The 12957-nt window shown below is 64.1% G+C and carries 11 protein-coding genes; 4 read left to right on the top strand and 7 right to left on the bottom strand.

The genetic code is table 11. From position 1 onward, the window contains the following. The first annotated feature begins 260 nt into the window (after positions 1 to 260). The 3 genes from rpiA to ACLFKU_RS33580 all read left to right on the top strand — a co-directional run bounded on the left by rpiA (position 261) and on the right by ACLFKU_RS33580 (position 3536). Positions 261 to 956, top strand: a complete 696-nt coding sequence (gene rpiA, locus ACLFKU_RS33590; RefSeq protein WP_368582791.1) for a ribose-5-phosphate isomerase RpiA — start codon at positions 261 to 263, stop codon at positions 954 to 956. A gap of 432 nt (positions 957 to 1388) precedes the next feature. After that, positions 1389 to 2618 carry a glycosyltransferase gene (locus ACLFKU_RS33585; RefSeq protein ID WP_410851985.1) on the top strand — a complete coding sequence of 410 codons (1230 nt, stop codon included), beginning with the start codon at positions 1389 to 1391 and terminating at the stop codon, positions 2616 to 2618. Between the two features lie 495 nt (positions 2619 to 3113). Next, positions 3114 to 3536 (top strand): type II toxin-antitoxin system HigA family antitoxin, encoded by a 423-nt coding sequence (locus ACLFKU_RS33580; protein WP_368582793.1) that lies wholly within the window; start codon positions 3114 to 3116, stop codon positions 3534 to 3536. Positions 3537 to 3709: 173 nt separating this feature from the next. Here the strand turns inward: ACLFKU_RS33580 and ACLFKU_RS33575 are convergent, their stop codons facing one another. Both ACLFKU_RS33575 and ACLFKU_RS33570 read right to left on the bottom strand, forming a co-directional pair. After that, positions 3710 to 5095, bottom strand: coding sequence for an undecaprenyl-phosphate glucose phosphotransferase (locus ACLFKU_RS33575; protein ID WP_410851984.1), 1386 nt, complete (start codon positions 5093 to 5095; stop codon positions 3710 to 3712). 36 nt (positions 5096 to 5131) lie between these two features. Continuing rightward, positions 5132 to 5866, bottom strand: a complete 735-nt coding sequence (locus tag ACLFKU_RS33570) for a Crp/Fnr family transcriptional regulator (protein ID WP_006048767.1) — start codon at positions 5864 to 5866, stop codon at positions 5132 to 5134. Between the two features lie 222 nt (positions 5867 to 6088). Here ACLFKU_RS33570 and ACLFKU_RS33565 point away from each other — a divergent pair, with 222 nt between their 5' ends. After that, entirely contained in the window at positions 6089 to 6331 is a 243-nt protein-coding gene (locus ACLFKU_RS33565) for a hypothetical protein (protein ID WP_368582796.1), read from the top strand. A 164-nt stretch (positions 6332 to 6495) separates the two neighbouring features. Here ACLFKU_RS33565 and ACLFKU_RS33560 read toward each other — a convergent pair whose 3' ends face one another. Genes ACLFKU_RS33560 through ACLFKU_RS33540 form a run of 5 tightly spaced genes read right to left on the bottom strand, consistent with a single transcriptional unit; the run spans position 6496 to position 12862 of the window. Beyond that, positions 6496 to 9147 carry a glycosyl hydrolase 2 galactose-binding domain-containing protein gene (locus tag ACLFKU_RS33560; protein WP_410851983.1) on the bottom strand — a complete coding sequence of 884 codons (2652 nt, stop codon included), beginning with the start codon at positions 9145 to 9147 and terminating at the stop codon, positions 6496 to 6498. A gap of 15 nt (positions 9148 to 9162) precedes the next feature. Next, entirely contained in the window at positions 9163 to 10236 is a 1074-nt protein-coding gene (locus ACLFKU_RS33555) for a DUF1839 family protein (RefSeq protein ID WP_410851982.1), read from the bottom strand. Beyond that, positions 10233 to 11306, bottom strand: coding sequence for an amino acid--[acyl-carrier-protein] ligase (locus ACLFKU_RS33550; RefSeq protein WP_410851981.1), 1074 nt, complete (start codon positions 11304 to 11306; stop codon positions 10233 to 10235). Before ACLFKU_RS33550 ends, ACLFKU_RS33555 begins: the two co-directional genes overlap by 4 nt. Next, positions 11307 to 12614 (bottom strand): acyl-CoA dehydrogenase family protein, encoded by a 1308-nt coding sequence (locus tag ACLFKU_RS33545; protein WP_410851980.1) that lies wholly within the window; start codon positions 12612 to 12614, stop codon positions 11307 to 11309. Continuing rightward, the gene (locus ACLFKU_RS33540) at positions 12611 to 12862 is read right to left on the bottom strand and encodes an acyl carrier protein (RefSeq protein ID WP_368582801.1); all 252 of its coding nucleotides are present in this window, start codon (positions 12860 to 12862) and stop codon (positions 12611 to 12613) included. Before ACLFKU_RS33540 ends, ACLFKU_RS33545 begins: the two co-directional genes overlap by 4 nt. Positions 12863 to 12957: the final 95 nt, after the last annotated feature.

Genomic DNA, 12957 nt, shown 5'->3' with positions numbered 1-12957 from the left:
GATCGATGAGCTCCTCTGGAATCGCGGGCAGCTCAGGCGGGGGCGCAGACCCTGCTTTTGGTTTGCTTGGCATACATGCTCCTTTGGGTACATGTTATGCCTTGAACACAAAATTTCTGACAGGCTCTATTCCCGTGAAAAGCTGTCCGGCAAATCAGCGGACTGCACGACACAAAGCGCCCCCACCGCGCGCCCAAACCGAACCCTCCCCCCGCCACTCCGGTAAACTATCGGTTTTTCACGCTTTTCCCGCCTCTCCCATGACTCAAGACGAACTCAAGCAACTGGTCGGCCAGGCCGCCGCTGATTACGTGAACGCCAACGTACCGCAAGGCTCGGTGGTCGGCGTCGGCACGGGCTCCACCGCGAACTGTTTCATCGACGCGCTGGCCGCCACCAAATCCCGCTATCGCGGCGCCGTGTCGAGTTCGCTCGCCACCACCGCGCGTCTGCAATCGCACGGCTTCAAGGTGCTCGACCTGAACGAGATCGACTCGCTGCCGGTGTACGTCGACGGCGCCGACGAAATCGATCGCAGCGGTGCGATGATCAAGGGCGGCGGCGGCGCGCTGACGCGCGAGAAGGTCGTCGCGTCGGTGTCGGAAGTATTCGTCTGCATCGCGGATGCGAGCAAGGTTGTCGAAACGCTCGGCAAGTTCCCGCTGCCGATCGAAGTCCTGCCGATGGCGCGCACCGCGATCGGCCGCCGCGTGACGGCGCTCGGTGGCGTGCCCGTCGTGCGTGTGACGAAAGAGGGCGCGCCGTTCATCACCGACAACGGCAACGAGATCATCGACGTGAAGGGCTTGAGCATCAGCGACCCGCGCACGCTCGAGGCGCATATCAACGCATGGCCCGGCGTCGTCACGGTCGGCCTGTTCGCGGGCCGCGGCGCGAATGTGTGCCTGCTCGGCACCGACACCGGCGTGCAAACGATCACGTACGGCCAGAATTAAGCGGCTGCATTTCTGTTCGCTCTGACGCGTGCGAACCGCTCCAGCGGTTCGCACGCGTTTTTTATTGCGCTCGCCCGTCGCGGCGGCAATCGCGCACCCATGGCGGAAAATGCCTGGCTCCGCGCGCAGACCATTCGCCATCGATGCTAGCCGCGCGCGATGCCCGCCACGTCACGTGCCGCCCGCTCGCGCAGCGCTCCGATCGCAACGCGTGAGTTGGACTAGTGAGAAGACGTGACGACGTAAACATCAGCCGTGTGCACAGACGAAAGCTCAGCAATAAAGCCGTGGTTTTGCAGACGCAAACGGACTCTGCGAATTACTCGCGCACTGTCGCACGTCGAATGTGTGCACGCGCACGCACAGTCAGGAACGTGGCACATACACTCTTCTCTGAGGCCAGGTGGCGTTTCGTGACAGATAGGGCGGAATATGAAAGTGGCGATCGTGCACGATTGGCTGGTCGCTCCCGGCGGCGCCGAGAAAGTGCTCGAGCAGATCATCGAGTGCTTTCCCGACGCCGATGTTTTCAGCGTCGTCGATTTTCTCGAAGATCGCGCGCCGCTAGCCGGTAAGCCGGTCACCACGTCGTTCATACAACGCCTGCCGTTTGCGCGCACCCGGTATCGCGCGTATTTGCCGTTGATGCCGCTTGCCGTCGAACGGTTCGATCTGTCGAGCTACGACCTGATCATTAGCAGTTCTTGCGCGGTCGCGAAGGGCGTACTGGTCGGCCCACATCAGACGCACATCAGCTACGTGCATTCGCTGATGCGCTATGCGTGGGATCTGCAGCATCAGTATCTGCGCGACGCGAATCTGCTGCGCGGACCGAAGTCGTGGGCCGCGCGGGTGTTGCTGCATTATCTGCGCGGCTGGGACGCGCAATCGACGAATGGCGTCGATCGTCTGATCGCGAATTCGCAATCGGTCGCGCGGCGCATGCTGAAAACCTATCGGCGCGATGCCGCGGTGATTCCGCCGCCCGTCGACGTGAACGAATTCGAACTGCGCGCCGAGAAAGACGATTTCTATCTGAGCGTGTCGCGGATGGTGCCGCATCAACGCATCGATCTGATCGTCGAGACATTCAATGCCACGCCGCAGCGCAAGCTGATCGTGATCGGCGATGGGCCGCAGATGGCGTCGATTCGCGCGAAAGCCGGACCGAACGTGACGGTCCTCGGTGATCAGCCATTGGGCGTACTGAAGGATTGTCTGGCGCGTGCGCGAGCCTTCGTGTTCGCCGCCGAGGAAGATTTCGGCATCGTGCCGCTCGAAGCGCAGGCCTGCGGCACGCCGGTCATTGCGTTCGCCAAGGGCGGAGCGCTCGAAACGGTCGTACCGGTCGGCGATCCGCATCCGACCGGCGTGTTCTTCGCGCGTCAGACGGCGGTATCGCTGCTCGACGCGATCAACCGCTTCGAGCGGCTGAGCGCGTACATCACGCCAGCGGCCTGTCGCGCGAATGCCGAACGGTTTTCGGCTCAGGTGTTCCGGCGCGCGTTCATGGCCGAGGTTACGCGCACGATTGCGGCAGTCGCTCAGGGTCTGCCGGCGGCGGAACTGGGAGATCAGGTGACGTGGGCGGAGTCCGATCTCGCGACGCGCGAACTCGGCATCGCCAGCGACACGGCGCCGAAAAGCAGGTGGAGGCAATGAGGCGAGGGTCTTTCGCTGTACTCGCCTCGTGGAGTTTTCGATAGGAGAGGAAAGGGTTTTCGTCGTCATGCAGTGATTTCGCAACAGGCAGTAACGAGCCGTTCTGACCAACGCGTCCGGGCGGCTATTGGTGTGGGCGCGTTCGCTTCGCGCTTTGTGTCGGCAGTGCGTATCGCGTATCGCGCGAAACGCACCGCGCGTGCAAGGCGAGCCGCGGCGGGCCATTCTCAAGCAGGCAGGACTGGACTTCAAAAAAACGACATCGGGGTGCGCGCCACGCGCTACGGGCGAGATATTCGCTGGCGCAGCATGCCTCGCGTGGCCATAACGACCTGAAGCAGACGTTCGCTATCGTGACCGCTGAATGACCTCACTGCGAAGTTCGCAGTGCTGGCAATTCGGCGTGCCACGGCGATTCACTACAACAGGCAGTCGTCATTCGCGCGTCACCGATTAACGCGCCGACGGCTTTTGGACGAGGACGAATTTAAACTCATGAATGCCGATCGCCTTCCGGGACCCTTTCCCGACATTGCCGCAACCTGGGCTGCGCTGAAGAGCCAGTTGCCGATCACGCCGATTCGCACCGAAGAGGATTATCACCAGATGGTGCGCATCGCAAACTCGCTGTCCGATCATCTAAGTGGCGAGGACAACGATCCGCTCGCGGATCTTCACGCGATCGTGAAGGAGCTGGTCGGTCACTGGCAAGCACGCAACCTTACGATTCCCAAAGCGGAGCCGCGCGAGGTGCTGCGCCATTTGCTGATCACGCATGGTCTCAAGCAGAAAGATCTGGCCGGCATCGCGTCGCCGACCGTGGTCAGCGATATTCTCGCGGGGCGCCGCGCGATCAGCAAGAAAGTCGCCAAGGCGCTCGCGGTACGGTTCCAGACCGACGTCAGCCAGTTCCTGTAGCGGCGGTGTCGCGCGGCGGGCCCGTCGATGACGGGGGCCGCCGCGGCTCTTTATCTTGCGTCAACGATGGCGGCTGTCGATCGAGCCGCCGGAGTTGGCGTTTCCATTTGCAGCGCGCCGCGGCGCCGGCACGATGACCGGCACTCCTGGATGCGATCCGCTCGACGGCTTGATCAGAACGCGTTGCGGCCGACGAAGCCCTTGAAAATCGTGATGAAGACGATCTTCATGTCGAACCAGAACGACCAGTTCTGGATATAGAAGAGATCGAATTTGACGCGCGCTTCCATCTTCTCGACCTTGGTGGTCGCGCCGCGATAGCCGTTGACCTGGGCCCAGCCGGTGATGCCGGGCTTGATGCGGTAGCGGTGCATGTAGCCATACACCTGGTCTTTGTACAGATCATCGTGTTCGATCGCATGCGGACGCGGACCCACCACCGACATCTGACCGAGCAGCACGTTCAGAAACTGCGGCAGTTCGTCGAGACTCGTGCGGCGCATGAAGCTGCCGAGCTTCGTCACGCGCGAGTCGTTGCGGGTCGCTTGCGTGATCTGACCGTGCTCTTCCCGGTGCACGCTCATCGAGCGGAACTTGTAGATCCAGAACGGCTGACCATCGACGCCCTTGCGGATCTGCCGGAAAAACACGGGTCCCGGCGACGTGAGCTTGATGCCGATCGCGAGCACGACGAACACCGGCGCGAGCGCGAGCAGCGCGAGCGCGGCCAACAGGCGGTCGAATATCAGCTTGGGCCACATCTGCGGCGGCGAGATCGGCGTCGCGCTCAGATTCAGCGTCGGCAAACCGACAACATCGGCGATCGCATGATTGAACAGCGACAGACCGCGCACGTCGGGAATGAAGCGCAGATTGACGAAGTCGTGTCTGAAGATGCGCGTGAAGCGGTAGATCGTGTGTTCCTCTGAAAGTGGTAACGCGAGCCACACTTCGTTGACGCGTTCGTCGCGCACCTTCGTCGCGAACGCTTCCAGATCTGTCAGCACGGGTAGGCGGGCCAGACGCGCGCCATACGCGTCGGGGCCTTCCACGCTGGTGTCGAACACGCACACCGGTCTGAAGCCCGCTTGCGGCGCATGCTCGAGATGCGCGAGCAGCGTGCGCGCAAAGCCAGGTGCGCCGACGATCGCGACGGTGCGCGCGTTCATGCCGCGGCGGCGCACGAAGCGCAGCACCACGTGCATGAAGCAGCGGGTCGCGATGATCAACGCGCCGGAGATCAGCGTCGAATATCCGAACCATAGGCGCGACACCGCATCCGTCCGATGCAGCGTAAACGCGAGCACGAGCGAGGTTGCGACCACCACGACCCACGCGGCGGCGATTCTCGCGAGCACTGGCGCGAGCGCCTTGCCGCGCCACGTCTCATAGGCACCGAAGCCCGGAAACAGCAGCAGAACTAGCACACAGTTGAACGCAATCAGAAGGCGCTGGGTATCGGCTAGCGCGATTGCTGTGGGAAAGCGCATCCAGTGCGCTAGCAGACCGCCTGCAATCACGAAGAGAACGTCGAGACATCGAGAAGTAGCCCTAAACATAGGCAAATCGACCGCGGTCATCGAGCGGCGTCCCGCTTATTCGACGGTCTCCGCCTGGCGCAGGCGCGGCAGCAGACGATCGAATTCGCGTTTCACGAGGCCGTAGCATTCGCACGCGCGGGCTTCGAGGCCCTTGCGGTCGAGCACCTTGATGTGACCGCGGCTATGATGGATCAGGCCTTCGTCGTGCAGCTTGCCGGCCGCTTCGGTGATGCCTTCGCGGCGCACGCCGAGCATGTCGGCGATCAGCTGCTGCGTGACGGTCAGGTCGTTCGACGCGACGCGATCCACCTCGATCAGCAACCAGCGGCACAGTTGCTTGTTGAGCGCGTGATGGCGATTGCATGCGGCAGTCTGCGCGACCTGGGTCAGAAGAGCGTGCATGTACAGCAGCATCAGGCGGCGCAGAAAGTCGGACCGCGCGAACTGCTGCTTGAGCGCCTGTGCGCTCATCCGGTAGGCGAAGCCCGCGCATTGCACCTGCACGCGGTTGGGCATGGTTTCGCCGCCCGTCAGGACCGGTACGCCGGTCATGCCTTCGCGGCCGACCGCGGCGATCTCGACGGAGCTGCCGTCTTCCATCGTCGAGAGCATCGAGATGATCGCGGTGGTGGGGAAGTAAACATGATGGATCCGTTGACCCGAGTCGCATAGCAGTTGCTCGGTGCGCAGATGAACCAGTTCGAGGTGGGGGGCCAGTGCTTGCCATTCGTGCGACGGCAATGCGCCCAGCAGATGGTTACCGTGCAAATCGGATTGAAGTGTCAACATGATCGGTCCTCGCATGACAGCCGCGCCTCGCGCGACTCTCTCCGTTTATTTGATCCGATGCCCGCATCCTCGGGACAGGGCTGCCCGGCGAGCAGCTAGGATGAACAGCACCGGCCCCGTTTTAGGCCTGTCTGCCGCCGCCTCTGTTGTTGCGCTCGTGTGCGGTGGCACTCTGTTGCGTGAAGGTAATAGCGAGGACCGTGCCAACGTTAGGGAAAACGCGTGCTGATGCGGCGCAGCGAACAAACCCGCAGTGCGTCGGGAGGGGAAAAGCGGCTTTTTGTTTCAGTTCTGCACACCCCCTCCGGATGGGCAATGCATCCGATGAAAGCTTCGGGTTTCGGGGAACCCCTTGATATCAAAGGCTTCACGGCCAAAAACAGGGGGGCTGTCGAAGCTGTCTCAGATTTGAACCTGGCGCCGCATGCACGTTTTGAAGCGCTCGACCTGAAGTGTCGGAAATGATTCAGAAGTGTTAAATGGAGTGCGTACGCTGTCGCACGCAAAGCCTCTCAGAGCCGCTAACAGTCGCGTTCGAGCCAACAGTGAGTGCGCGGAGCAGACAGTTCGAGAGATGCGAAGCGGGCTCTGGCGCGCCTCGCGGGCCTGCGACTAGTTCGGAATCACCACTAGCCGTAAAAGATGGCGGAAAGCGCATTGATCGCGCGGACTTCCCCTTGGGGCGCCGCGCTTGTTTCATCCACTTTAAAGGCCGCGTTCGATGCAGGTGCAACGACTTCTTGCGGCGATGCGGCGAACGCGCTCGGCAGCAGCGGTTCGAGCGGATGAAGCGGCACGATACAGCGCCGGTTCGGCGCGAGATGGAACCAGTCGCGCGCCGCGCGATAGTGCCGGTCAATGATATGAACGAAGCGCGCGAAGCGCTTCGTTTCGATCGCGAGCTGCCAGCCGCTGCCGTCGCCACGACGCTCGACCTCAACGGTCATACCGAGGTCATGATGCGCGTGCACGCTACGCTCGGGCAGGTGAAACGCCTCGGAGACGATCTCGCCGCTCGCGCCATCGTATAGCGTTGCAATGGTGACATCGTGCGCGCGCGGGCCGAAGCGGTACGCGTGCGTCAGATCGAAGAACTGGCCGAGCAGCGCGGCCGCGCTGAGGCGTTGCAGGCTGCGCGGGGCAAGCGTCAGCGCGCTGCGTGCGGACGTGATCTTCACGCTGCCGTCGCGCAGACAGACCAGTTCGAGTTCGCCGCTAAACGTTTGCGCCCGCTCGTTGATCAGATGGATATCGAGGCCGTTGAGGCCTTCGTCGGTCAGCGTGACCTGCAATGGCTGAAGCGTCTGCGCGAAGCCGTGCAGCGCGCTTTTCGGCCGTCCCGTCGCGTCGATCAAGCCCCAGCCCGCGCCCGCGCGCAGATCCTGCAACTGCCACACGAGGCCGCCGCCGCACGGTGAGCCCGCGCGCCGCCACTCGGCGAACACGTCGCTGATCAGATCGGCAACCACCGCGCGCGACAGATCCAGATAGCGCGCCGGGTCTTCATAGCGCAAGCGCGCCGGCTCGACGCCGTAAAGCGCCTGCAGATAATGATCGCGCACGTCGTCGAAATCCCAGCCTGCGCCGGCATCGCGCGGCACGGCGGCTTTCCAGCGCGGATCGTGCGTGTGGATCGTGCCGAGCGAGTCGTGCAGTGTCGCGTCGTCGGGGACGTTGGCGAATGCCAGGCATTCGGCCGCGAAGCGCACCTGCGCGCGTCGCACGTCGGCGAGCGGCCGTTGATACGCGCCGACGCCGTAGTAGTGCGTGACGCCCTCGTTAGTCGAAAACGGCCACGCGCCGCCCGATGGCGAATTGCTGACATAGGGCACGTCCGCGCGTTCGCGCGCGACGAGCGCGGGCAGCAGCTCGGTAAACAACGGTTGCGCGCGTCGCGCCGCGGGCAGTCCGAACATCGCCGCCTGCTGGTCGACCTCGCTGCCGCCGCACAGCACCGCGAGCGACGCGAAGCGACGCGTGCGGGTCAGGAACTGGCTCGCTTCGCGCTCGATCAGTGCGCTGAATGCGGCATCGTTCGGGTAATCGAAATTCGCCAGCGCGAAGTCCTGCCATATCAGCATGCCGTACTCATCGGCGAGGACATAAAACAGATCTGATTCATAGAGCATCGTGCCGCCGACGCGCAGCATGTTCATGCCGGCGGCGCGCGCGAGCTCGAACGTATGGCGCAACTGCGTTTCGGTGCCTGCCAGCGTGACGAGATCGGCGCTGGTCCAGCACGCACCGCGACAGAACACTGGCACGTCATTCACGCGCAAGGTAAAGCCCGCGGCATCGGCGCCGTGATCCACTTCGATACGACGAAAGCCGATCGAGCCCAGCGACTCACTGATCACGTCGCCATCGGCGAGTTGCAACGTCAGAGGATATAAAGCGGGCTCTCCGTGCGTATGCGGCCACCAGCGTTTCGCGTCAGGCACGCGCACGTCGCCGGTGAGTGTATATGCATCGTGCCATTGCAAAGACGAAACATGGTTGCCGCACGCAAGTGACGCGCGGCAGGCGGCGACGTCGTGGGGGTGTACGAAACGTAACGTCAACGAAACAACCCCATCCTCGTGCTCGAGCCGGCTGGTCAGATCAATGGTGTCGAATGCGTGCGGCGCGTCGCCGAGCATCTCGATCGGACGCCACGGCCCGACCGCCTGGATGGACGGACACCAGCCGGGCATATGGCCGAGCAGCGTGGTGCGCACGTTGCGAAGCGTCGGCGGCGAGACGAGCCGTGGCCGCCAGCGCGCACGCGGGCGTTTAGCCGCCAGCGCCGGCGTCAGCGAGCGAAAGCACAGCACGAGCGTCGCACGGCCATTCAGTTCGATATCCAGATCATGGGCGATGAACATCGATGCGCAATCGAGCCGCTTCACATCGTCGAGCCACACTTGCGCGAGCGTCGCGAGTCCATGAAAGCGCAAGCGGCGCCGACCGGTGCCGATCAGCGTAACGCGATACCAGTGATCGTCGAACGCGAGCGGCGGCGGGTGATCGACATCGAGCAGTCCGGCGGCGCGCCGCGCGCTCGCGATGGTGCCGGGTACGGGCGCGGCGAGCCAACCTTGCGCGGGCAGATCGACTGGTGACGCATAGGCGTTGGGTGGGGTGCTCAGACAAGCCCAGCCGGTGTCGAGCCGTTGCGGCCATAGAGAGAGCGCGCCGGCCGCGCGCGGACGGCCGGCGCCGCTCTCGTCAGCCGCCGGATCGAGTGTCGATACATCCACGGTCAATTCCCGGAAAAGCCGCGCGGCACGAAGCACGCGCATCAACGGATCAACGCATTAGCGCACCAGAGCGGCTAGCGGCGGCAGCGTTTGTTCATAGGCGCTTTCAAGCACATCGAAGCAGTCTTCACAGCTATCGCGACGACCGCGCGCGAGCGCGCGAATCAGCCGGAACTGCATCACCATCGACTCCGACGCGATGCGTTGCGCGGCGGCCGGGATCGTCGGCGGCGTCTCGAAGCCTTGCGCGGACAGCCATTGCAGATACTTCGACAGAAACTCGAAGTTCGCACCGAGCTGCCGCATCAGATTGAACGAGTACAGATGGAAGTACGCCTCGTCGCGCTCGAACAGCGTATCGAGATGCGCGGGAAACGCCGCACGCCATTGCGAAATCGGATTGCTCAACGGACGCCGCTCCAGATGCGCGCACAGCAGTTCTGCCGACGCCTTTGCGAGCGCGGTGCCTTCGAGCGCGGGCCGCGCCTGCTTGGCGAACTCGACGTACGGAAACAGCAGATCGGGCTGGCCGGTGAAATGCGGCAGCTTGCGAAACACGCCGTCGTAATCGTCGCCTTCGAGCTGGTGGTAGCCGGTATTGTGGAAATAGCCGAGGCGGCGCGCGGCGGTGTCGACGAAGTCGATGCCGATCGTGGTCTTCGGATGCTCGCTGCGATACGAGGTCGCGCGCGTATCGGGCAGGTAGTAGCCGTCGACTTCGACGAGCACGGTGTGGCCGCGCAATGTTTGCGCGAGCACGCGTTCTTCGAGCGAATCGTAGATCGCGAGCTCCTGCACCTGGGTGCCATACAGCCGTTCGAGATCGTCGAGCGGAAACTTGAAGAAAGTGAACTGATCGCCTTCGAAATCCTGCGTGACCGTGAACGCGAGCGCCGCGCGCGGATCGAGCCCGAAGCCGTGCAGCAGCTCGATCCACAGATCGACGTAGCAGTTGGTCTCCTGCCACACGCGTTCGCCCTGATGCAGCGCGTGCGCTACGTGCTCGCGCGGCTGCCTGCCGGCACGGGGCGCCGCGTGGGTCTCCCGATGCGTCGGCGGAGCGCCTGCGCGTTGCGGCAGCGACGAGTCGGTGAGCGAGCCGGCAAGCGCGGAAGTCGGCGCTGGATTCATGCGTGCTCCCCGGCGACGGCTGCGGTTTGCGTAGATTGCGCCGCCTGCAGCGCATCCGCGACGCGGGTCCCGGTATCGCCCCACAGGAGCGCGCGCACGTCGTCGGGCCACGCGTCGACGTCGAGCCCATGATGACGGAACAGCGCGAGCGTGATGCGTTCCATGCCGAAGCCGACGCAACCGGTATGCGCGGTCGTGCCGTCGTCGCACGCAATCTTCCAGATCGCGCCGAAGTGGTCCATGTGATAGTTGAACGACAGGCAGGCCGTCTTGCCGCGCGGATCGGCGACCGAGATCAGCAATTCGAACTTGAGCGCCTGCGCGCGCTGGCTATCGGCGACGATCTTGCCGCCGCGGCCGAAGAACGGATCGTTCGCGAGATCGACTTCGGCGGGCAGGCCCAACAGCTTCACGAGCAACGAGCCGCGCTCGATCCACATCTGCCGGAACGCCATCACCTGCTCGGGGCTGCCGAGACGCACGTATTCGCGTTGACGGAACATTTGCATCCGGCCCGGATCGAGCGACGGCTCATGGCGGAAGCAGTACGACAGCACGTCGATAGTGCGGCCGCCGGCGGGCAGGGGGCCGCGCCGCGCCATCACCGGATAGATCGGATAGCAGGCGGCCGGCGTCAGTACGACGCGCGTCGGTTTCTGTTGCGCGAGCCACGCGTCGCCGCGGTCGTCGTCGCTGTCGGCCATCGCATCGTCGAGCGCGCGCAGCAGACGGTGGTGGCCCATGTCGTCGCCGCAGAACGAATGGATGGTGCCCGCGAGATTCGGAAAGCTCTTCAGATACTCGCTGTCCTCGAAGTCGGTGCGGCGCATCGCGGGCGGAAAGCGCAGCACTTCGGGTTGCTGATCTTTGCCGAGATGCGTGATCGCCACGTTCAATCGATCGATCACGTCCTCGAAAATCTGGCTGCGGCCATACAGTCCGTTCTCGCCGGTGTCGATCAGCAGGCCGGCGGCCAGCATCTCGTCGCGCAGCGTGAGCGAAGGCCTCACTTCGGCGGCGCAGGCCGCCGCTGCAGTGGCAGCAGCGGCGGTATCGGTCATCAGCTTCATTCAGGGTCTCCCCGGCGCGGCAGGACGTTGCGCGAGCAGCAGACTCGCGGTGTTCTGCGCGATACGGTCGTTATTGATCATCAGGGGCGCCGAGTGCAGGTCGCGCAGATGGCGGCCGACGCTATACGGGGTGCCGTTTTTGTAACCCGCCATGCCGCAGATCATCAGCACTTCCTGTACGACCTGCAGCGCGGTGGTCGAGATGCTGGTCTTCAGCGTGTTCATGTCCGACGCGAACCCGAGCATCGCCGCGAGCGGGGCGTCCGCCGGGATTGCGCCCTCGCGCGCCTGATGCGCGGCGCGCGCGGCTTCCAGCGCGACCGACAGACGCGCCTGCATCATCTGCAGCAGCCCGACCGCTTCGGCAAGCCGCAGACCGGCCGGCGGCATGGTGCCGGGCTTCGCGCGCGCCTGTGCGCGGAAGAACGCTTTCGCGCGATTGACCGCGTCGATCGCGATGCCGGTCCACACCGACGCCCACAGCGTGTGCGACACGGGCAGCATGGTCTGATCTGCGATGTCGGCGAACGGCGTCGCGAGGATCTGTTCTGCGAGTCCCGTCGCGATGAGCCGGAAGCCCTCGCTGCAGGTGCCGCGCATGCCCATCGCGTCCCAGCCGCCGCGTCGCTCGAGCTGCGTTTCGGCGCGCAGCGCGACGATCAGCACCTGGTCGGACGCGGCCGCTTCGGCGGTGCGCCGCGCGGTAACGAGAATGCCGTCGGCGTGCGCGCCATACGAGATCGTCGGTGCCAGCTTTTCGATCCGGAAACGCGCGCCATCGAGCTCGACCGAGCACGCGCTCGTGCGCATGTTGCCGCCGATCGTTTCTTCCGAGGTCGCCGACGCGAGCAGCCATTGCTGCTCGGCCAGTTGCGAGAGCAGGCTCGCTTGCCAGGCCGAGTTGCCGCGATGAGAGTCGATGCACGCGACCTGGATCTGATGCATCGCATAGATCATCGCCGTCGATGCGCAACCCTGGGCAAGCGTTTCGCAGATCGCGCCGATATCGGCAAGCGACAGACCCGCGCCACCGTAAGCGGTCGGCACCATCGCTGATAACAAACGCTCGGCCTTCAGCGCGTCGAACGCCTCGACCGGAAAGCGCGCGTCACGGTCGACGGCGTCCGCGTACTGCGCGGCGATCGCCGCGCACCGATGCGCTGCAGCACGCCATTCGGGACCGCTGTCGAGCGCGGTCAGCGCCCCGGCGGCAGGGCTCTCGCCAGCGCCGGTCTGTGCATCGGTAGTCGAGTTCGCGGCCGCCCCGCAGGCCGCTGCGGCGGCCTGATCCAGCAGCGGCGCACTCATGCTGCCGCCTTGGCCTGCTGCAACTCCGTCATCGCGGCGGCCATCGAGTCGATGCTCGAGAACAGGCGGCGCGTCAGCATTCGGTCAGGAATTTCGACGTTGAATTCGTCTTCCATAGCGAGCATCAGATGCACGGTCGCGAGCGATGAGAGTCCGGCAGCATAGAGATCGGCGTCGTCGGCGAGGTTTTCCACCGGGACATCCAGGCGTGCGGATTCTGAAAGGATGCGTCTCAATGCAGTTTTCATGCAGTGCTCCCCCTTATGGTCAAAGGTCTGCCGATGGGTGCCGCGATCGAATGATCGTGGGCGCCTGATTTTCGTAGGTGGGTTCGTGCGGTGCG

Origin of the sequence: Paraburkholderia sp. EG304, assembly GCF_046543485.1 — a bacterium.
GTDB classification, from domain to species: domain Bacteria; phylum Pseudomonadota; class Gammaproteobacteria; order Burkholderiales; family Burkholderiaceae; genus Paraburkholderia; species Paraburkholderia youngii.
This window is presented reverse-complemented; position numbering and strand designations above follow the sequence as displayed.

What these genes read in the sequence shown, in the direction of transcription:
- ACLFKU_RS33545 (WP_410851980.1), bottom strand. Translation starts at nt 12,614, where the DNA reads ATGAGTGCGCCGCTGCTGGATCAGGCCGCCGCAGCGGCCTGCGGGGCG.
- ACLFKU_RS33585 (WP_410851985.1), top strand. Translation starts at nt 1,389, where the DNA reads ATGAAAGTGGCGATCGTGCACGATTGGCTGGTCGCTCCCGGCGGCGCC.
- ACLFKU_RS33575 (WP_410851984.1), bottom strand. Translation starts at nt 5,095, where the DNA reads ATGTTTAGGGCTACTTCTCGATGTCTCGACGTTCTCTTCGTGATTGCA.
- rpiA (WP_368582791.1), top strand. Translation starts at nt 261, where the DNA reads ATGACTCAAGACGAACTCAAGCAACTGGTCGGCCAGGCCGCCGCTGAT.
- ACLFKU_RS33555 (WP_410851982.1), bottom strand. Translation starts at nt 10,236, where the DNA reads ATGAATCCAGCGCCGACTTCCGCGCTTGCCGGCTCGCTCACCGACTCG.
- ACLFKU_RS33580 (WP_368582793.1), top strand. Translation starts at nt 3,114, where the DNA reads ATGAATGCCGATCGCCTTCCGGGACCCTTTCCCGACATTGCCGCAACC.
- ACLFKU_RS33560 (WP_410851983.1), bottom strand. Translation starts at nt 9,147, where the DNA reads ATGCGCGTGCTTCGTGCCGCGCGGCTTTTCCGGGAATTGACCGTGGAT.
- ACLFKU_RS33570 (WP_006048767.1), bottom strand. Translation starts at nt 5,866, where the DNA reads ATGTTGACACTTCAATCCGATTTGCACGGTAACCATCTGCTGGGCGCA.
- ACLFKU_RS33550 (WP_410851981.1), bottom strand. Translation starts at nt 11,306, where the DNA reads ATGAAGCTGATGACCGATACCGCCGCTGCTGCCACTGCAGCGGCGGCC.
- ACLFKU_RS33540 (WP_368582801.1), bottom strand. Translation starts at nt 12,862, where the DNA reads ATGAAAACTGCATTGAGACGCATCCTTTCAGAATCCGCACGCCTGGAT.